Source organism: Odoribacter laneus YIT 12061 (genome assembly GCF_000243215.1).
GTDB lineage: Bacteria > Bacteroidota > Bacteroidia > Bacteroidales > Marinifilaceae > Culturomica > Culturomica lanea.
Genome location: NZ_JH594596.1, coordinates 682,076 through 701,687 on the forward strand (window position 1 = coordinate 682,076; position 19,612 = coordinate 701,687).

General features: G+C 47.1%; 21 protein-coding genes. 6 read left to right on the forward strand and 15 right to left on the reverse strand.

Translation table 11 applies throughout. The annotated features are described in order from the left end of the window. Nucleotide 1 precedes the first annotated feature (1 nt). From HMPREF9449_RS02860 to HMPREF9449_RS02900, 8 genes are all read right to left on the reverse strand, one after another. Nucleotides 2–1,084 carry a hypothetical protein gene (locus HMPREF9449_RS02860; RefSeq protein ID WP_009135723.1) on the reverse strand — a complete coding sequence of 361 codons (1,083 nt, stop codon included), beginning with the start codon at nt 1,082–1,084 and terminating at the stop codon, nt 2–4. Nucleotides 1,085–1,124: 40 nt separating this feature from the next. Further along, nucleotides 1,125–1,346 (reverse strand): PRTRC system protein C, encoded by a 222-nt coding sequence (locus tag HMPREF9449_RS02865; RefSeq protein WP_009135724.1) that lies wholly within the window; start codon nt 1,344–1,346, stop codon nt 1,125–1,127. Nucleotides 1,347–1,349: 3 nt separating this feature from the next. Further along, nucleotides 1,350–2,357, reverse strand: coding sequence for a PRTRC system protein E (locus HMPREF9449_RS02870; protein ID WP_009135725.1), 1,008 nt, complete (start codon nt 2,355–2,357; stop codon nt 1,350–1,352). A 33-nt stretch (nt 2,358–2,390) separates the two neighbouring features. Further along, nucleotides 2,391–2,609, reverse strand: a complete 219-nt coding sequence (locus tag HMPREF9449_RS16110) for a hypothetical protein (RefSeq protein WP_009135726.1) — start codon at nt 2,607–2,609, stop codon at nt 2,391–2,393. Nucleotides 2,610–2,995: 386 nt separating this feature from the next. Beyond that, nucleotides 2,996–3,232: a hypothetical protein gene (locus HMPREF9449_RS16115; protein WP_009135727.1), complete on the reverse strand. Its 237-nt coding sequence runs from the start codon at nt 3,230–3,232 to the stop codon at nt 2,996–2,998. Nucleotides 3,233–3,428: 196 nt separating this feature from the next. Beyond that, complete coding sequence (locus tag HMPREF9449_RS02890; protein ID WP_040611578.1) at nt 3,429–5,525, reverse strand: type IA DNA topoisomerase; 2,097 nt, start codon at nt 5,523–5,525, stop codon at nt 3,429–3,431. A 107-nt stretch (nt 5,526–5,632) separates the two neighbouring features. Further along, nucleotides 5,633–5,893 (reverse strand): DUF4099 domain-containing protein, encoded by a 261-nt coding sequence (locus tag HMPREF9449_RS02895; RefSeq protein WP_009135729.1) that lies wholly within the window; start codon nt 5,891–5,893, stop codon nt 5,633–5,635. A gap of 36 nt (nt 5,894–5,929) precedes the next feature. Beyond that, entirely contained in the window at nt 5,930–7,702 is a 1,773-nt protein-coding gene (locus tag HMPREF9449_RS02900; RefSeq protein WP_009135730.1) for a DUF3945 domain-containing protein, read from the reverse strand. Between the two features lie 779 nt (nt 7,703–8,481). On the opposite strand from HMPREF9449_RS02900, the gene HMPREF9449_RS02905 reads away from it, so the two are divergent. Further along, nucleotides 8,482–9,348, forward strand: coding sequence for an Abi family protein (locus HMPREF9449_RS02905; protein WP_009135731.1), 867 nt, complete (start codon nt 8,482–8,484; stop codon nt 9,346–9,348). Between the two features lie 170 nt (nt 9,349–9,518). On the opposite strand, the gene HMPREF9449_RS02910 is transcribed toward HMPREF9449_RS02905, so the two are convergent. Genes HMPREF9449_RS02910 through HMPREF9449_RS02925 form a run of 4 tightly spaced genes read right to left on the reverse strand, consistent with a single transcriptional unit; the run spans nt 9,519 to nt 10,864 of the window. Then, nucleotides 9,519–10,016 (reverse strand): hypothetical protein, encoded by a 498-nt coding sequence (locus HMPREF9449_RS02910; RefSeq protein ID WP_009135732.1) that lies wholly within the window; start codon nt 10,014–10,016, stop codon nt 9,519–9,521. Between the two features lie 11 nt (nt 10,017–10,027). Further along, entirely contained in the window at nt 10,028–10,285 is a 258-nt protein-coding gene (locus HMPREF9449_RS02915; protein WP_009135733.1) for a DUF6926 domain-containing protein, read from the reverse strand. 5 nt (nt 10,286–10,290) lie between these two features. After that, nucleotides 10,291–10,557, reverse strand: a complete 267-nt coding sequence (locus tag HMPREF9449_RS02920) for a hypothetical protein (RefSeq protein ID WP_009135734.1) — start codon at nt 10,555–10,557, stop codon at nt 10,291–10,293. A 19-nt stretch (nt 10,558–10,576) separates the two neighbouring features. After that, nucleotides 10,577–10,864 (reverse strand): hypothetical protein, encoded by a 288-nt coding sequence (locus HMPREF9449_RS02925; protein ID WP_009135735.1) that lies wholly within the window; start codon nt 10,862–10,864, stop codon nt 10,577–10,579. Between the two features lie 454 nt (nt 10,865–11,318). Here HMPREF9449_RS02925 and HMPREF9449_RS02930 point away from each other — a divergent pair, with 454 nt between their 5' ends. Together HMPREF9449_RS02930 and HMPREF9449_RS02935 are read left to right on the forward strand one after the other, a co-directional pair. Next, nucleotides 11,319–12,767, forward strand: coding sequence for a Fic family protein (locus tag HMPREF9449_RS02930; protein WP_009135737.1), 1,449 nt, complete (start codon nt 11,319–11,321; stop codon nt 12,765–12,767). Nucleotides 12,768–12,769: 2 nt separating this feature from the next. Continuing rightward, nucleotides 12,770–13,222 (forward strand): hypothetical protein, encoded by a 453-nt coding sequence (locus HMPREF9449_RS02935; RefSeq protein ID WP_009135738.1) that lies wholly within the window; start codon nt 12,770–12,772, stop codon nt 13,220–13,222. Nucleotides 13,223–13,283: 61 nt separating this feature from the next. Here HMPREF9449_RS02935 and mobC read toward each other — a convergent pair whose 3' ends face one another. The 3 genes from mobC to mobA are packed head-to-tail and all read right to left on the reverse strand — an operon-like array spanning nt 13,284 to nt 17,038. Continuing rightward, nucleotides 13,284–15,290, reverse strand: coding sequence for a conjugal transfer protein MobC (mobC, locus tag HMPREF9449_RS02940; protein WP_009135739.1), 2,007 nt, complete (start codon nt 15,288–15,290; stop codon nt 13,284–13,286). A 34-nt stretch (nt 15,291–15,324) separates the two neighbouring features. After that, on the reverse strand, nt 15,325–16,578 hold the full coding sequence (mobB, locus tag HMPREF9449_RS02945; RefSeq protein ID WP_009135740.1) for a conjugal transfer protein MobB: 1,254 nt from the start codon (nt 16,576–16,578) through the stop codon (nt 15,325–15,327). Further along, a complete protein-coding gene (gene mobA, locus HMPREF9449_RS02950) occupies nt 16,568–17,038 on the reverse strand; it encodes a conjugal transfer protein MobA (RefSeq protein WP_009135741.1) in 471 nt (156 codons plus the stop codon). The genes mobB and mobA overlap by 11 nt, the downstream gene beginning before the upstream one ends. 609 nt (nt 17,039–17,647) lie before the next feature. Between mobA and HMPREF9449_RS02955 the strand changes: the two genes are divergently transcribed. From HMPREF9449_RS02955 to HMPREF9449_RS02965, 3 genes are read left to right on the forward strand one after another with little or no spacing between them, the layout of a single operon-like run. Continuing rightward, nucleotides 17,648–18,400: a ParA family protein gene (locus tag HMPREF9449_RS02955; protein WP_009135742.1), complete on the forward strand. Its 753-nt coding sequence runs from the start codon at nt 17,648–17,650 to the stop codon at nt 18,398–18,400. A 7-nt stretch (nt 18,401–18,407) separates the two neighbouring features. Continuing rightward, nucleotides 18,408–18,821, forward strand: a complete 414-nt coding sequence (locus HMPREF9449_RS02960) for a DUF3408 domain-containing protein (protein ID WP_009135743.1) — start codon at nt 18,408–18,410, stop codon at nt 18,819–18,821. A 2-nt stretch (nt 18,822–18,823) separates the two neighbouring features. Next, nucleotides 18,824–19,612, forward strand: coding sequence for a DUF4122 family protein (locus HMPREF9449_RS02965; RefSeq protein ID WP_009135744.1), 789 nt, complete (start codon nt 18,824–18,826; stop codon nt 19,610–19,612).

The following is a 19,612-nucleotide window of genomic DNA, read 5'->3' on the forward strand; positions in this document are numbered from 1 at the left end:
TTCAAATGATTATGTTGATGAATTTGTCCGCCCATTGGAGAAATCGCTCCGGATAGTCATCCATGCAAAATAACTTTTCAGTTTCCGGTGATAGGGCGAGTGTCGTTGCAGGTATGATGTCGTAGGTCTCCCTGCTGTATGAATTGTAGTAATCTACCAGGTAGTCTGTCACCATATCGTTGCTGTCATAGACTACACGGATCTGCTGGTGGAGATACATCGGCAGGCATTCAGGCTCCTCTTCATAGAAAGGGTCGTAACTGTATTGCATGATGCCATGCTCCGGTGACAGAAAGTCCAACCCCTCCTTCATGGCGGAGACCAGTGACCGCTCATAGTCGTTTTGGGGCTCATACCGGTCAAGTGCTTTCGGAAGGTTCTTGTAGTAACACCTGTTTTCCACCCTCCGGAGCAACGCTTGTACCTTGCCGTTCTCGTAGGAGCGCAGGAGTTTCAGCCGTTTTCTCCTTTCCTCCGCTGTCTCGTCCGGAACTTCTTCCGAGAGCCAAATCAGCACATAGTCCGTGTCATCCTCGTCCAGCACGGTCTGTATTCCGTTTGCCTTCATCAGTTTATGGATAAACGTGATGGAGATACGTCTCAGTTCCGGGCCGAGAGCTTCCAGGAATTTCACCGGGAAATAATACAATGTCAGTACACCCCAACGATGGGTTTTCCAGAGCCTGAACAGCAACCGTCCGTTTTGCTCTTCTATATTGACATTCAGTTCTTCTCCGACAAGGACTTCCATTTCTTCGTGTAGTTTTGCGATTCCTTCTCCGAATGTACGTCCCGGAGTATGTACCGCTTCCTTTCCCAAGAGGCAGGCATACCTGAAATAAGAATCACGCAGGAATTCGTAATTTTCCTGCGTGATGAGATTGTACCTGTTTCCTCCGGTGTCTTCCACGAAGAGACTCGGCAGCGGTCTGGGCAGAAACGTGGTGTTCAGAAAAGAGAAACAGCACCACTTGGCGCCGTTATCCTTTCTTTCCTGTCCGTTCCATACCGGATATTGCGCACGGTCTGTCCGATGATGAGCCTTGCCAGCCGTTCCGCCTGCTGTCCGTCCAATGGTACACATGATTTCTTCTGTTTTTTGTTGTTGTCTTTATCCATAACCGTCAACCTTTTGTCCCGATGGTTGTCTTGAACTCGTATTCCGTCCTGTCATCCCGGATGACGGGACCATGTACGGTTGCCGTCGTCAGTTCCGGATAGAAGTTGGAATAATAACTCATGACCATATCCGGAGAAAGATTCGGGTTCGGGTCTTGAAGGGTTACATACTCTGTTCCTTTCTTGAATTTGAATGTACGTGACATCCCTTTGATTTGAAGTGCCATAGTTTATCGGGTTTGATAAGGTGAATATTTCGGTTCCAGCATGGATTGCGGAAAGTCTATGTAATCCTCGTAGTCTTTCGGATTGTAGGCCGGTTGTTCAGAATCGGAGAAGTAAGGCTGCTGCTGTTCATCCTCCTGTGTGAAGGATTCATCCTGCCATCCTCCCGTTGCCGGAGGCATTCCATACATGTCCTGTCCGGATCCGGTGTTTTGTGAAGCATAGTGAGGATGCGGTTGCAGTGGCTGGCGTACCGGCTGCTGTTCCGGTTGCTGTATCGACCACAGTCCGGACTGTTGTTGTGCCTGCTGTACAGGAGGCTGTCCGAATTCCGGTCTTTCCGGCTGTTGCATAGGAGCCTGCCTTTGCGGTTGCCTGCTTGCTGGAGCTTGCCGAGCAGGGGCATAAGCCGGTTGTGGCTGCATGACCTGCTGCGGCTGCGGTTGTGTACGGTTCTGTACTAACGGCTGCTGTTCCGGTTGGGGCTGCTGCTCCATCAGGTCAAAGAGGCTTCCCTTGTTCATTTCCTTGTCGACAGCCTGAATCTTTTCTTCAATCCCTTTCAGCTGTGCTTCATTCGCATGGGATTTTGCCTGTCCGAGCAGGTTGAGGGCTTCCCGATAATTCTTGACGGTAGTCATTTCTTCCGCCTTTTTCATCAGCTTCTCGTATTTTTCCCGTTTTTCCCTCTCTTCCTTTGACTCCTTGGACTTTGCTTCCTTGGCGGCCTTGCTGTTGGCTGCCGCCTTGTCTGCCTGTGCCTCGAACTGGGCCATGTTCGCAATCAGGCCGCTGGCCTTCTGCATCGGCCGTGTGACGGTCTGAAGGAATCCCGCGTCAAGTTCCTGCGGGGTGCCTGTAACGGTCAGCGGTACAATCTGGTTTTGAGCCTCGTCCTTGAGCCCGTTTGACTTGGGTAATGTGGCAACGGTCAGTTGTCCGTTCGCTTTTCGGATGACAATCGTGAGATCCACGTTTTCTGTCATCATCTGGTGGATTGCTGTAAAAAACATAACTTAAATTATTTAATGGTAAAACGATTTGTTTCAATATTCCCGGAAAAATTCAGCCAAAAGCCTGTTCCTGTCGGGATGGTTGCAGATTTCCAATACCGGATTCAACAGTGTGGAGACAGGTACGGGACCTGTCGCTCCCCTGCCGGGCAGCTTGATGTGCGGTTCCGGTATCCGGATTTTTTTCTTTTTCTCTATCACCGGAATCCATGCCGGAGCTGGTGACTGTCTTACGATGATTGTCTGTTGCATACTTCTTTTATTTAAATTGTGAATATCCGGGCTTTGGCAGCCCGTTGAACTACAAGGGCTTTTACTGCAAATGCTTCCGGAAAGACAAGGTTTTCGGGAAAAATACCGCAGCAGAGCGAGGATGATTTTTCCCGGGAAACCCCGCAAGGGGCCTGACCTTGTCGTCCGTACAGAAGCATTTGCCACCTTTGCCCTGTAGTTCTTCGGTCTGTCAATGGCTGTATTTTCATCCTTCCTGTTCCTGCTGTTTCTACTTTTCCGATATGACGGACATGGCAGATACAAAAAGAGCCGCCCCCAAGGCAGCTCCGTTCCGTACACAGTTTCTGTCGGAATCTTATATTATAATAGGTAAAGCATATCCGGTTCATGTTTCCTCCTGTTTGCTAAAAGACCAGATAACTGAGGATGCAGAAAAGTATGGCAGCGGCCACCAGCAGGCAGGCTATCATATACAGAAACCTGAAGAATCCCCTGAAGCAGACAATGGCTACCGCTGCCCATACGGGGGATATTCCCCGTGAATACAGATAACTGAATATGGCAAAGGCAACAAGCACCAACGCCGCCATCCTGATCCGTTTGTCTGTTCTCAACCTTTCGATAAAATCTTTTGTTCTCATGACCATATAGTGTTAATCGGTGAAACAAGTCATTTCCAATTTCGGGGGCCGGAAAGCGAACCGCCTCCACAGGCAAGGTTTTCGGGGAAAATACCGGAGCCCGGCGAGGATGATTTTCCCCGAAACCTGCAAGGCTCGACCTTGCAGGTGGAAAACGGCGGTCCGCTACCTTTGTCCCGGAAATGGAATGACTGGATCATTTCCCTTTTCCACCTTTGGGCTTTGGAAAAACAAGTTTCAGGTTAAAGCTCTCGTCAAAGGCGACCATGGCATCGAATGAGATTCCCTTTTTCCCTTTGAGCCCCTTGATGAGCCGGGTGGAGCCTGAAGAAAAAAGCTGTTCCAGATGCTGGTCGGTCAGTTCCTTGTTCAGAAAACGGCGGAATACCATCAGTCCGCAACCTTCCTTGTCACATTTGGACACCTTCCCCCGGATGATGACATGACCGCACTTGCATTTGGGACAGGTGAAGGAACGTGATTTAGGCAGAGGAAATTCAAGACGGAGTATTTCACCGGTTGCCTTGTGCGTGTAGTCACGGATGGAACGCATGAACGTTTCCGTATCGAGCGTATGCCCTTCAATCTGAGCCAGTGCCTTCTCCCAGCAGCCTGTCATTTCCACATCCGCCACCTGTATATCCTTTACGGCCTCGAACAGATAGAGCCCTTTTTCCGTAGGACGGATACTCTTTCCGGATCGTTCTATATAGTCCCTTTTGAACAGGGTGGTAATGATGGCTGCCCGTGTGGCAGGTGTACCGATTCCGGCATCCTTTACGGCCTCTTTCGCCTCTTCATCGGTAATGTCCTTTCCGCAAGTCTCCATGGCACCCAACAGGGTCGCTTCCGTGTAGAGCGGCTTGGGTAGGGTCTTCTTCTGCGCCAGTCCCCGGCCCATGACGGGAAGGGTTTCACCTTCGGCAAATACAGCCGTACCGACTTTCCCTTCCGGTTCGTTACCGTCTCTTTCCTCCCTCCGTGAGAAAACGCCGCACCATCCCGGACGGATGACGGAAGAGGAACGTGAACGGAAGACCATTCCCTCACAGGTGCATTCCATGGTCAGCTGCTCTTTCTCGCAGGGTGGCGAAAAGGATTCCAGCATCCTGCCGGCTATCAGGGTATAAACCACCGATTCCGCTTCGGAGAGCTCGTTCGGGATGATACCGGTAATGATCAGTGCATGATGGTCCGTCACTTTGGTGTCGTCCACACACCGGGTATTGAGGTCGGACAAGTCAAAGGATTCCCCGTATGCCTTGAAATCCGGTATGGATGTGATTTTTTCCAGCAGGGAAGGAATGATCCGCATGACATCTTCCGGAATATGGCGGCTGCCGGTTCTCGGATAGGAAATGAGTTTCTTCTCATACAAGGACTGGGCTATGGAAAGGGTCTTTTCTGCCGTCAGGTCATAATGGGTGTTGCAGTCTTTCTGCAGGGATGTCAGGTCGTAGAGAAGCGGTGGCTGCCGGAAGACCCTCTTGCGTTCCAGTCGTGTGACTGTCGCCTGAGAACCGGTGCCGATGTTGCCGAATGCCGCTTCCGCTGCTGCCTTGTCCTTGAATTCCTCCGTATGGATGAATTGCCGGTGCGCCTCTCCCTGTGTCAGCGTGATATGCAGTTGCCAAAAAGGGACGGACACGAAATTCCGGTTCTCCTTGAAACGGGTACATATCATGGCGAGTGTCGGAGTCTGCACCCGTCCGATGGAATTATTGGCCGAACTTGTGGCTATCGCCAACGCTCGGCTGGCATTCATGCCCACCAGCCAGTCAGCCTTTGCCCGGCAGTCAGCGGCCGCATGGAGACTGTCATAGTCGCTGCCGTTCCTGAGATTGGCCATACCTTCCCGGATAGCCTCGTCCGTCAGCGATGAAATCCACAGACGCATGAACGGCTTGGTGCATCCCAGATAGTCATATATCCAACGGAATATCAGTTCACCCTCGCGTCCGGCATCGGTTGCCACAATGATGCTCTCGCATCTGGAGAATACCCCCTCAATGATTTTCAACTGCCTGGAAGCGGCCAGGTCTGTCACCGTACCCCTGTCCGTGCGGATCAGTCTGGAAACAAGCCGGAACGGGTCCGGCAGCATCGGAAGGTCAGCGGCGGTTGTCTTCGTATAGCCATACGTGCCGGGCAAGGCAAGTTGCACGAGGTGCCCCAGAGCCCATGTCACCATGTATCCGTTGCCTGTACAGTAGCCGTCCGTCTTTTCGGTAGCCCCGACCACACGGGCGATATCCATTCCCACACTCGGTTTTTCTGCTATGATTGCTTTCATCTTCATTTTTTGTAAAATTATAGCCGTTCCCCGCGACCGGCATGGATGACGGGGAACGGCGGTTTGACATTTGACGGTTGATTGTCGTATCGGGTGAAAAGCGGATGCTATGCCACCGGCTTCACGCCAAGGATTTCCATCAGCGGTTCACCGTCCTTGCGTATCAGTTGCAGGGTGGCATCCATCACCACGTCCACACCGAGGAGTACAAGGCTGAGTGACATTACTTTCGTTTTCTTCCCGCTGAGCAGCGTTTCGAGTTCTCCCGACATTTCCAGTTCGTCCTTGAGGATGCCGATTCCGGCCAGTTCTTCCCAGTTCACGTCTTCCGCCTTGAAAGGCGCATTGTTTCCATTGTTATTTTCCATGTTTATGATTCTTTTGGATTATACATTCGTTTTACTTCAGGCCATGCTTGCACCTTTGGATCTGCGGCTGCTCTGCTTCGCCTCCTGTCCCTGTTTCTGGGCGTTGGCCACGACATTCCGCTGTGAAGCGTCACGCTTGCGGTCCGGATTCTCGTTGTAGAAGTCCAGTCTGCCCTGGTTGAAGTTCGCCTTGACATACTGGGAGATGGTCTTTCCGTCATAGCCCTTGATGCCCTCTACCAGCACGGCCTTGCCGCTCTGGAGGTCGGCACGCTGCTGTCGGTTCAGCTGCACGTCCCATACCTTGTCCGGAATCTTGAACTCCGCACGCTGCTCGAAGCCGTCCGGTGTACGTGAATAGCTGAGCCGTCCGGTTTCCAGGTCTGCCTTGATGAATGAAGAGAATTCCTCGCCCTTGCGGTTGACCATGTCATTGAGGAAGATGACCTTGCCCTCCCGGAGCTGCTGCTGTTCTTCCGGAGTTATCTTCACTCCGTTGATTTCTTTCGGGATGTAGATTTCACGTGCGCCTTCCGGAGAATCCGGGTTGTAGCGTGTATAGGAAGGTCTGCCGGTGGCTTCATCCAGCTTTACATATGAGGAGAATATCTCACCGTCCTTGCGTGCCATTCCCTCCACGAAGATGGCTTTTCCAAGATTGAGGTCTTCGATCTGCTGTTTGGTCAGTTCCACGCCACCCAGCGACTGGCGGTTGAACAGCTTGTCATTCTCGAAGATGTATTCGATACCCCTGCGCTCGGCATTGATTTGGATATGGGCATCAAATTCCTTTCCACCGTTGGAAATCATCCCTTCAACGAATATCTTCTTGCCTTCCCTCAGGTCGTTCTGTTCCTGTTCGGTCAGCTGCACTCCCTTGATTTCCTTCGGGATGAACGCATTTTCCACACGCATGGCAACCACCTCGTTGGTAAGTTTGTCAATGCTCACGAAGGAAGGGATGTATTCCCCGTTACGTCCCTTCAGTTCCACGACACGCCCCATGTTGCCTGTTTCAAGCAGGTTCTTCTTGTCCTCTTCGGAAAAGATGTGTCCGAAATAAGGACGGTCAAGTTCGGGTTTCTGACGGATACCGTGGATGCCCAATACGATGGGACCTCCCACGGACTGCTGGAATGACAGTCGTGCGTCCGTGCGCAAAACGGCGGAACCGAAATTCATGCTGATGGGTACGACCTGGTTGGTTTTGTATCCCTTGAGCATCTGGTCAAGGAGTCCGCGCTCCTGAAGTTCCTCCCGGGACAGTCCGAAGTGTTTCAGTTCCTCCCAGTTGATCATTGATTCATTGTAGCGGTACTTGGGCTGCTGCCCGGTTTCCGGGGCGGCCTGCTGCTGTGTCTGGTTTTTCTTTGCCATTTCTTCTTGATTTTGATTGTTTATACTTTGGTTTTCCTTGGTGCGTGGTACAATCTCGTATTTTTTCAGAAATTCATCCACCGCATCCGACTTCCTGCCTGCGGCTATGTCTTCCACCGCCTGTCTGACTTCAGGGCTGTCCAGGGTGTCCTCCTTGATGGTGAGCAGTCCGAAACGGGTCGGGTCCTTGAACTGGCTCCAGAAGTTTTTCAGAAAATTCTCGAACATGCTGGCATAACGGTCTATTTTCAGAAAGGAGTTCCGGTGTTCCTTGTCTGCCGGAACCGTCTTGCACCTGCCGTTCTTGTCGATTTCGGATATAGCCTGCAACAGCAGTTCCATCTTATCGAGAATGAAGACAATGTCACTCAGCTGGTCATTCTCGGTGACTTGTGTTTTCATGGGTTCGTCCCTTACATTTTTCTTTGCCATAACTGTGATTTTTAGAGTTGAAAACTATTGTTGTCACCGCAAATATATAGGCATAATTTTGATAAAACATTATATTTCAATGTGTTGGACTATCCGTTTCATCGTATGTCATCACGTTTCACCATAGGCGGGAAAACGAAAGGCAGAAAAACGGAAGAATCAGGGTAAAAGTGCGGGAAATATACTGAGTCCGATAAAACAAAAAAGAAAGAAGGAACACACAGGAGGTAAGCCCCAACAAACAGAAAAGGCGGAAGCGGTAGAAAAGCCGGAAACAAAAGGAAAGCGATAAAGAGAAATGTATTATGCAGAGTGGAGAGCGAGCTGTCTTTAGTCCCCACTTCCTTCCGTTGCTCCATAAGACCGGAAGATCATTTTTGTATGGTAGATATTGACAGCGTAATCCATTGCGACATCAGCATCGGCAAAAGACCGCCGTCATTTGTCTTTTTGGTTTTGTCCTATGCGTCGTAGGTCGCTTCGCTTGCTAAGTCCCGGACCTTTTCCCCAACTCGGACGATGATACCGGAGCGTTTTTTCGGGCGGAAAATTACCAAAGGGAATTTTGTGTCCCGAAAACCGGAGGCTTGAACGTGGAAGGTATCATCCTCCGAGTTATCTTCTTGAAGGGACTTGCCAAGTGAAGCGGAATAATGATGGAATTTTATGGAGGAATATGGAATAATGCTTGGCACGATTTATCTTTCTATAAATCAATCAGCACATTGGATGTATGTTTTAAGAAAAATGAGTAATTTCGCATTTAAAATAAATATTCAATGAAAAAAGCATATACGATAGACCAACAAATAGCCAAACTGAAATCAAATGGAATGACATTTGATGATGAGGAGAAAGCGAAAGAGATTCTCCTTGATGTGGGATGTTACCGACTTGGATTCTATTCTTTTCCATACGAAATAAAGTTCCCATGTCTGGAACATCGTGACCATCAGTTAAAACCGGGTACTACATTTAAAAGTGTCTATGACCTTTATGAGTTTGATACCAGACTCAGGAGATTGTTGCTCAATGCTCTTGACCGTATTGAGGTCAATATCCGTACAAAACTCATCTACAACATATCGCTGAAATACATTGATGACCCCTGCTGGTTTGTCAATCGTAAGTATGTAACCTCTAAATTCGTTAACGATTTTGAAGAACAGGTATATGCGGTTATGCGTAAAAGCCCCATTATCCAACGCCATCATGCCAACCATCCGGGGATATATGCTCCTGCATGGAAAACAATCGAGTTTATGACAATAGGCAATATCATAACATTATATGATTCGCTGAAAGAAGCGGAAGCGAAAGATCTGGTCGCTAATGCCTATGGCTGTTCAAGAGGTGTTTTTTATAACTATATGGAAACTATACGTGTACTTCGTAACAAATGTGCACACGGAGGTTGTATTTACCGTATGGACTTTCCTAAAGGAATCAAACGTTTGCCTGCTGACATTTCTGCCGAATGCAGACACAATATTAAAGGTGGCATAGATGTTGTTAGGTATATGCTGGGGCGTATCTCACAATCGCGGAAAAAGGATTTGGAGAATGATATTCAAAATCTTGTCAGTTCCATTCAGACTCCCGAAGCCCAAAAAGTTATAGCGCAGGTTTCCAAAATAGAAAGTTGAATTCATATTATTTGGTTGAATAAAAAAGAATCCTTACCTTTGCAATACTAAAAGTGCCCGTGCGAGCTTAGTCGTCGCATCTGCACTATAAAAAGGAAGAAAAGAAATCTCGGTCATTATGGCTGAGATTTCTTGTTTTTATTGGTATTTCATTACTTTTTTCAATATGTTCAGATTTCCTGCATCGGCTTTTCATACATTCCGAAGCCGAAGCAATCAGCAATGACAAAATCTGAGCAACCTTTTTCTGTGAGTGATTTCAATTCGTTCCGGCTGTTGCAATAATAGAAGATTTCTTCATCCCATTCCGTATCGGAATCCATGGACAATGCAATTCTTGTTTCCAATGTATCCAGAGTGTCCTGCCAACGTATGATGCAATCTGCATAATGCGGTTTGCATTTACGCATGTTACAGAACTCTTGGTAAAGCATATCTATGTCTTTTCTGATTTCATCCGGCTTTTTCCAGCCGGAATCATCCACGATTTCAAAGCCGATTCCCTCTACCAGCAGGCATGTACCTTTATCATAAACCATCATGGTACGTTTGCCGATATGTTTTTTGCGTAATTCTGCCCAATCAGGCAAATCCCAACGTTCGACAGTCCAAATTCCACGATAGTTTTCCGGAATGGCATTGTATTCGCTCAATGTTATCTTTCTCATGTTTTTCTAATTTATAGGTTACAGAACCTGACCGTATAAGTCTTGCACGGTTTTCCGAATGCAGGAAAACGGTCGAACTCCTTGTATGATTCCCAATCCACTGACATGGCATATCCGTTTGGAAAATTTTCACCGATAAATTTGGTTATCAATTTTTTGTCTTCATCGGTAAGAAACAAATCCTCTTCAATGCCATACTCCAATGAATAAATCGCCCATTCGGGAATGTTATCCCAAATGAGCGTTTTACTGTTTTTGTTTATAAGCATAACTTTTATTGGGGTTTTATCATCAGGCACCGGATAATATCATCAAGTTCGTTTTCCCATTTCGTGTCGTCGTTTCCAAAAGAAGGATAAGTCAACTGGTGCCAGTTATGGTAATCAAACAGTTTCATCCTTAACGGATAGTAATCAAACAGTTTTTTGCCCTCAAGGAAAACACGAATATGGTTGATTCCCACATTCATTGCATTCAAACTATGACCGACAAGAATCTCATGAAATCTTTCCATCGGTGTGAAGTTGCTTCTCTTTTTCATATTTTTTCAATCAGTTGGTTTAACAATACAGTTTATATAATTCAGAATCGGACAAAGTACGCAGTTCTTCATCGGTGCAGTAAGCGTCTATCTCTTCGCACGCTTCCATTGCCTCATATATTCCGTTGCGCATATCGTTTATCAGTAGTTCATCCAGCAGGCTTTCCACAGACACCTTGAACAAATGTTTTCCGGTATCTATTTCTCTTACAGGGTAAGCACACCCTTTCCAATAAATCTGTCCAATGAGCAGATTATCCTTGCTTTCGGTGGTTGGACTCAAATTCTCTTTTCTCTTTCTTGCCATTGTTTGCTCTTGTTTTGCGCATAGCCATATTTTTTCAGTTAAACACTTACCGGTTCGTGAGCCGATTTTTTATTTCTTGCCTGCCAAACAGTCCCGTGCCGGATTGTGCAAGGCTTTCCGGAAAAATACCGCAAGCGCAGCGCGGAAGATTTTTGCGGAAACCCGTAAGGGCCCGGCCTTGCTCAATCCAGACAGGTACGGGGCTACCTTTGCAGGCTGAAATAAAAAAGCGGATGTCTTATCCTCCTTGTTACTGTCTTCTTTAGGCATCAGGAGCCGTAAATCAAGAGCGCATAAGAAGGCTATCTTGTACCAAAGCCGAAGCAGATGGTGGCAGGATGCCATTCTTGCATTTTTATAGGATAGTTTGTCTTTTCCGGCAGATAGTATTCGATTCTTTTGCTCGAATGTCAGCGGAAAACGCTACCTTTGTACTTACGTTACAGAATTATATATGATTATAGAAGACCTCGATATAATAAAACGGTTGATAGCTGAAAAAGAAGGCGGGCTGGTGGAGTTCAAGGAAACCACCGGTCAGTTGGAACGCGGTATGGAAACCCTTTGCGCCTTTCTCAACGGTAACGGTGGCACGGTGCTGTTCGGTGTGAACGACAAGGGAAAAGTCATCGGGCAGGAAGTAAGCGACAAGACCAAACGGGATATAGCGGAAGCAATCAACCGGCTGGAACCTGTGGCAATGGTACAGATCTCCTATGTACCGCTGCCGGATAATGAGAAAAAAGTAATTGTTTTCCGTGTTGAAGATTCCAAACCCAGCCGTCCGTTCTGCTATAAAGGACGACCCTATATGCGTGTGGAAAGTGCGACCACCACGATGCCGCAGCCAGCATACAATGAGCTGCTGTTGCAGCGTGACGGAAACAGATACCGCTGGGAACTTTTAGCAAACAGCAACCTGACCTTACAGCACTTGGATACCAACGAGGTATTGAAGACAGTCAGATTAGGTATAGAATGCGGTCGCCTGCCGGAAGATACCGGTACTGACATTCCTGCCATATTAGGAAAGTTCGGTTTACTGAAAGATGGGGTGTTGAACAATGCGGCAGCCGTGCTGTTTGGAAAACATGAGGATATGGAATATCCCCAATGCCTGCTCCGCTTAGCCCGTTTCAAAGGAACGGACAAAACCGTATTCATGGACAGCCAACGCATTCAAGGTAATTTCTTTCAATTGCTCAATGCGGCAATGGCATTTATTTTCAAGCACCTTTCCTTATCCGGCACAACCGATACATTGGAACGGGAGGAACATCTGACCATTCCCTACAAGGCTATAAGAGAAGGGGTATTGAACTCGCTGACCCACAGGTCGTACAAAGAAGCCGGTGGTTCGGTAGGCATAGCCATATATGATGACCGCGTGGAGATAGAAAACCCCGGAACTTTTCCGCCCGACTGGGATGCTGAGAAAATGAAATCCGAGCATGAATCGAAACCACAAAATCCATTATTGGCCAATGTCCTGTATAAACGAAAGGTACTGGAAAGTTGGGGACGCGGCATCGGGCTGATGATGTCCGAATGCCGCAAAGCAGGATTGCCCGAACCGGAATATAAGATATGGGCAGACAGTGTAACACTGATATTCAGATGCGATGTGACAAACCGACCAAGTACCGACCAAGCACCGACTAAGTACCGACCAAGTACCGACCAGGTTCTTGCTTTGGTAAAATTACTGGATGAAGGAGAATTGTCCGTAAAAGAAATAATGGAAGCATTGGAACTGAACCACCGTCCCACATTCAGGATGAACTACTTGCATCCCGCATTGAATGAAGGATATATCGTTCCATTGTACCCGGAACAGCCGAGTCATCCGAAGCAGAAATACCGTCTGACGGAAAAAGGTCTGGAATTATTAAAACAACAATAGGCATGGCGAAAAAGAAGAAGAAACAACAGGGGCACTATTGCCGTATCTGTGGCTGCTATAAGGCGAACGAGAAGTTCTCAGGCAAAGGACACGCACAACATATCTGTAAAAGTTGTATGTCCGCTATACGTAACGGTAAAAATCAGGAGGATATTTTACGGGAGCCATTGCACGTGAGCCGGGAAACAATGCCTTTCAAGAAATTGGACAAGGAGGAAAAAGCCGTATTGAAAGCGTTTGTCTCCGAAGTCACGACCGGATTCTGGCAGGAAAACAGACAGATACCGTTTGCAGAGAGTTTCTCCGAATTAAAAAAATATATCATCGGAACTTTTGATGAAGAATGTGGCATACTGCTGAAAGATGATGCCGAACTAAAAAATTACTTTCAGACCCACACGATAACGACCATAAACAAATTACTTAAAGAAGAAATTTCTGAAAATCAGGATTAAAAGAATGACGGGCGGGACAATGTATCGGATTTGTCCCGCCCGTATTTTTGTTGCTCACCGGTTATTTCTCCTGTAACAAATGCTTCAGGTTCTCGTCGTTTGCGATTCGTTCCATCTCATCTTCGATTATCTGCACCACATCCGCTTTGATTTGGGAATAGTTCCGGTCTATCTGTTGCTGCATGATGTCGTTGCCATTCTTGTCCTTGAACTCGTTGATGACAGGTATCTTCTTGTAAGCCTTTGTTTCCGCCGCTACCTTTTCGCTATCGACAATAATCCGTGCGTGGAAAATTTTCTGGTCAATTTCTTCCCCGAAGTTGTCCGCCACACTGCCCACGAATGTGCCCTGCGAGAGGTTGGCAATCTTGGATGCAGGTATCAGCGAATCCAACTGCGTGTTAATGGAAGTGGATGTGTCCTGCCGGTTAATAGAGATGGATTGTCGTTGCTGGAGTATTTTACCAAAACGTTCCGACAGGCTTTTTGCCGTTTCCCCGACCACCTGCCCTGAGAATATATTTCCGACCGTATTTTGGATTACCTTCGCCTCTTTGTCACCGTAGTCACGGGTAAGCTGTGAGAAATCCTGAAAACCGAGACACACTGCCACTTTGTTGCTTCGTGCTGTGGCTATCAGGTTGTCGATACCACGGAAATAGATGGTCGGAAGCTCGTCAATAATGATGGAACTCTTGAGTTGTCCTTTCTTGTTTACCAACTTCACGATGCGGCTGTTGTAAAGTCCCAATGCCGCCGAATAGATGTTTTGTCTGTCCGGATTATTTCCCACGCATAGGATTTTAGGATGTTCAGGATTATTCAAATCTAACGTGAAGTCATCGCCTGTCATGACCCAGTAAAGCTGTGGCGAAATCATCCTCGATAGCGGGATTTTCGCACTCGCTATCTGGCCCTGGAGCTGATCTTGAGCTCCTCCTTGCCATGCGTCCATAAAGGGGGAAAGGTAGTTTTCCAATGAGGGATACGAGGTCAAAATCGTGAAAATATCAGCATACGGTTTGTTTAAGAATTCTATCACATGGGGAAAGGTACAATACTTGCCGTCCTTGTAAATCCGCAAGTACCAGATAATCGCCGCAAGCAAAATAATCGGAGATTCCACGAAGAAGTCACCTTGTTTCTGTATCCAGGTCTTGTTCAAATTCAGGAGAATGGTATAGGCTGATTCGTAGGCATCACTGATATCCGCCATGAATTTCGGGTTTATAGGATTGCATCTGTGGCTGCGTCTCGGATCGTCAAAGTTTATCACATAGAATTCCGGTCTGACCTTGTATTTATCCAGATTCTTTAGCAGTTCGTTATAGGCTATTACAGAAAGGTCGTCAAATTTGTAATCATACAGATACAAAGCGAAACCTTTGGAAATCTGCTGTTTGATAAAATTATTTACCACTGCGTAACTCTTACCCGAACCGGGCGTTCCAAGCACGATGGAAGCACGGAACGGGTTGACGATGTTTATCCATCCGTCCCATTCCTTGCCCTGATAAACAAATTTCGTGGGCAGGTTGACGGAATACTCGTTCTCCATGAGCCTTGTTTCCTGCATGAAGCTCTCATTGGCGGTATTGAACACGTCCTCCATCAGATTATTCTTCAACATACGGCTTATCCACATACCCGACATCAAGAGAAGGATATATCCTGCGGTAAGCGTTACCGTATATATGACGGCATTGGCTGTCAGGTTGAACGGCAGGTCGAGCATCCACCAGTTCATGAAAAACAGCACCATCCCCGAAAGGAAAGCGGCATATATCCTGTTCCATGTCATCTTTTCATTCTTCACACCTTTTGTGCCCAGACACGAGAGTGCAAGGAATATGACGGCAAACACTTTCGTTATAAGCAGGTTGCTGAACAGCCCCGCCGTTCGCTGAAAATTAAGCAGTATCTTATCGACTACACCTATATTGATACCCATATCCACGAACGACCGGTAACAGAACCAATAGACGTGAATGACAATAAACACGATGGATATGGCCCGCATGAATTCCATGACTTTGGCCAGTCCTCTCAAATCATCTTCCTGTTGCATAATGGACTAATTTTAATATTAGAAAAATCGGTAATTATGAGATTCCGCGGGAGCGGCGTTTCTTCTTCTTTTTACGTTGCAGCTTCCGGGCGAGAGCCTCTTCCTGCGGATCGGGACCGTTCGCTTCCAGATTGAATATCCCGAAAGCCTGTTCGATGGCACTTTCCATATCGGAGGAGAATCCTCTTTGCAGACCGGTGTCCGGCATGTGCGCATCCAAATCCGGGATGCTGTCCGGATTATTAAAGAGCCGCTCAAAGGCGTTTGCCGAGAACTCCTTGCCGAGCCGTGAGCCGTTATAGACCTCCCGGTTCTTGTGGTCGATGAAGGTCGCACCGTAGATGCGTCCTTCATCGTTCTCACGGAATACCGTATCTATGCCTTTCCCCGCAAGCAGACGGACAAATATCTCCCGGTCGCCACGGCAACCGTGCATGGCAAGAGCCACTTCGTTCCGGATCTTCGGCTGCCATTTTTTTGCCTTATACTCACGAACGTTGTAACCGATACGCTTTTCCAGTCCCTCATACCCGTAGCGTTTCCCGATAAGGGAAGACTTGATGGGCGTGCAAAGCGGTTTGCCCGTGTCATCCGTCATGGTATAGACGATACCGTTATAAGGCACTCCATCAAATTCGCCTTTCACTTGCTTCGTTTCGATATTGAAGCAGGAGAGCAATGCGCTGTACTCCCCGAAAGACTGGAAACGGTAAGAGCCGAACACGCTCTTTACGATGTTGGACACCTGCTTCTTTACATCACCGCTTTGGTAGTCCGCTTTTTTCAGGTACGGTTCAAGCAATTCCTTCCGTTTGTTCTCCACCTGCTTCAGTCCGAACTTCCTTTCCAGTTCCCGGCAAGCTTTCATCGAACGGTTCCATTCGTATGCGTCACTGATTTTTTCGCCGTTCTCCTTTACACAGGTGGAGATGATATGGACATGCCTGCGGTCGATGTCCTCGTGCAGATAGACGATGTAGGGCTGGTCGCCGTACCCCATCTTCTGCATGTACTCGCGTGCCAGTTCCGCGAACTGCCCGTCCGTGAGGCGGTCATCCACCGATGGGTTCAGGGAGATATGCAATACCGGCTTCTCCGTGTTCCTGTTGGCGGCAAGGTAGCTGTCGAAAGCCCATAGCGTCTGCTGCATGACATTATGGGGATTTCCGGTGATATCGGTAATCATACGGTTGCCCGTGATGATACGGGCGGTGGACTCGTCCACTTTCCGTTGGTTGTAGATGACCGCTCCGTAAAGCGATACACCTCTGTTGATTTTAGCCACCATTCTGCTGTTCCTCCTTATTCCTTTTTATCAGGTATTCCTCCTCAAACTGCCGGGTAAGCATGATAATCCTTTTGCTCAGCACCACCAGATCGATGGTGGCCTTCTCCAGATTACGGAGCAGGGCGAATGCCCGTTTTTCACCGAAATTGGACTTGACAGCTTTTACCGTCTGGTTGTAGTTGTTACCGATAGCCTGGAACTGGTGATAGAAATTGGTAAGGCGGATGTAGTAGTCCATCGTCGCCTTGTCGATTCTGACGACCTTCATTTCTCGTCCGAAAATCATGGCCTTGATGAATCTTGCCCGCTGTTTCATGCCTGATTTTTCAAACAGAAGCTCGAAATTCCCATTCTCTTCCGAGGTCAGTTTGATACCGTAACGGTAAACTGCAGGGTCAGTTTTCGGCTTTCTGCCCGTGCTTCCTGTTTTTCTTCTTTTACTGTTTTCTTCCATACGCATTGAGTTTTTCTGTTACTGATCTTCCGTCATGGATTTCCGACTTTGGAGGAAATCCCTCCCGAGCCTTCAGGCGAGTGGCAAGTTTGTTTTGGGATGCCCGAATCATTTCGGGCTGCCCAAAACACAACTTGCTATGTTCGCTTGAACATGAATTTTCCTTCGTCAAATTAAGTTTTGACCTTCAGCCTCATTCTTCGGCTTCGGAAAACCTCCGCAGCGGTATCCGTTCCGTTGTCGGTGCAAAGTTATGGCGGTTTATCCTGTTGTAAAATAGTGGGTTATATGTAACGTGATGACAAATGATGACACAGGTCGTCACCTCCCTTAAAACATAGTGCAGGTATGAAAAAATACCCTTTTATTTGCAGCGTGAACGGTAAAACAAACCAATAATCAAGTGGCTGTCCGTTGTATTACCCGTTAGCGAAAACACTTGTTGCAACAGATGGGCAGTGATTGTTTACTTGCTTTGTTAGGGCAGATAACTATCGGTTGGTCGGTTTGCCGGTTGGTGAGCACAAAGCAACCGTATCACTAACAAACCTTGTCACAAAGCAAACAACAGACAAGTAAAACAATAGTGTAATAAACCATTAAAAAAGTTCAGTTATGAAGAAGAATCCGTTATTCGTTGCGGTCAGCAACCAGAAAGGTGGGGTCGGCAAAAGTACAATGTTGGTAACACTTGCCAGTCTCCTGAATTATTCGATGGGCAAGAATGTGGCTATCGTTGATTGTGACGCCACCCAGCGCAGCCTGTTCAATCTGAGGGAACGGGACATGGAGATGGTGGAGATAAACAAAAAGTACATGATGTTGCTGGAGGAACAGAGGCTCAGGGGATGCAGGATTTATCCTATCAGGCAGGCAAAGCCGGAGAATGCACGCCAGGTGGCCGGAGAGTTGGCGACAAAAGCAGATTTTGATATTGTTTTCATAGATTTGCCGGGTTCTATGGACATATCCGGTGTGTTGCAGACCATTTTCAATGTGGATTATGTATTGACCCCCATTGCCGCTGACAATTTTGTCATGGACAGCAGTTTTGTCTTTGCTAAAAGCGTCATGAAGTTTCTGGAAAACCGAAAGAATATTCCCTTGAAAGATGTGTTCCTGTTCTGGACCAAGGTCAAGAAAAGAAGCAACACCGAAGTGCTTGACAACTATATGGCACTAATGAAGAAACAGGGACTGAAAATTCTAGACTCAACCATTCCGGATCTCTGCCGCTATGACAAGGAACTCTCATCCCGGACACGTACCTATTTCCGATGTTCACTCCTTCCACCGCCGGCAGGACAGCTTAAAGGCAGCGGATTGCAGGAACTGGCAAATGAACTGATTGTAAAATTTAATTTGTAATTAAGGTATGGCAAAGAAAATAGTAAAAGTAAATGAAGAGGAAATCAGGGGATATATGGTCGGTGACATTCCTGATGCCGTAGAGAAAGAGGATGTCATCGTGGTAGAAGTTCCGGCAGAAGAAACAGATAAAAGGCAGGATAAGAAAACAGCCTTGGAACATCCCGAATCTCGTCCAAAGCGTAAAAATGTTAGCGGTTTCCGTCAGAAGTATCTGGTGAATACCCCCATGTCCGGACGTATACAGGTGTACCTGAACCGCAAACTGTATGACGAGATAAAGAATTATCTCCATGTGATAGCTCCCGAAGTAAGTATTGCGAGCTATATCAGTAACATCATTGCCGAGCATATAGAACTAAACATCGAGGAAATCACCCGAATGTATAAAGACCGTTTTTCACCCCCTAAAATTCAATAGTCATGGAAACAACATTGATTTATTTTTCAGTAAAAGCCGTGTCGGCAACTTACATATTATATAAGGTATGGATGTTTATTTTCAGTCCGAAAGTTTATAATTTTTGGGATAGTCAGCTTCGTCATATGCGTATTGCACGTATCCGGTTATGGAAATCACGCAAAAAACGGATGGCGGAAAAAGCAAGGAAAGCCCGGTATAGGGCAAGACTGGACAAGGCTGAAGCGTGGATCGCACAAGCGGAGAAGGATATCCTTAAAGTCGGGCATGAAGAGAAAACCGAAACGCAGCCGAATCCACTGGACGAGTACAATGAAGTAATCGGAAAAACGAAAATAGTCTATCTTGAAGACCCGGATGTGGCAAGAAAAACTCCCACACGTTCTGAACCTATGAAGAAAGAGCCTATAGAGGAAGATGAGGATATAGATCCGGATGATGTGATAGATGGCTTCTCTTCACAAAAGGGACTGACAGAATCGGAAAAACGGGAACTTATGTCAAATGACGGGTGTGTTCCTGACCCGGATTTTTCAAGGGCACTGACTTTTGAGGAACTGGACAATGTCGCTGATGTGCTTATTTCGGGGACGGATGACAGAAAGAAAATCCGAAATGCAGCCGAAACCCTGTACCAACTTCAGGATACAGACCTGTTCAAGTTCTTTTCAACCGAACTGAGTACTCAGAGCCAATTGGAAAAACTGCTCAGGGAAAATATACCAAATGGAAAAGAGACGCCAAAACAGTCTTTGGAACAGATTGGAATTGATTGGAATAAATACATGTAA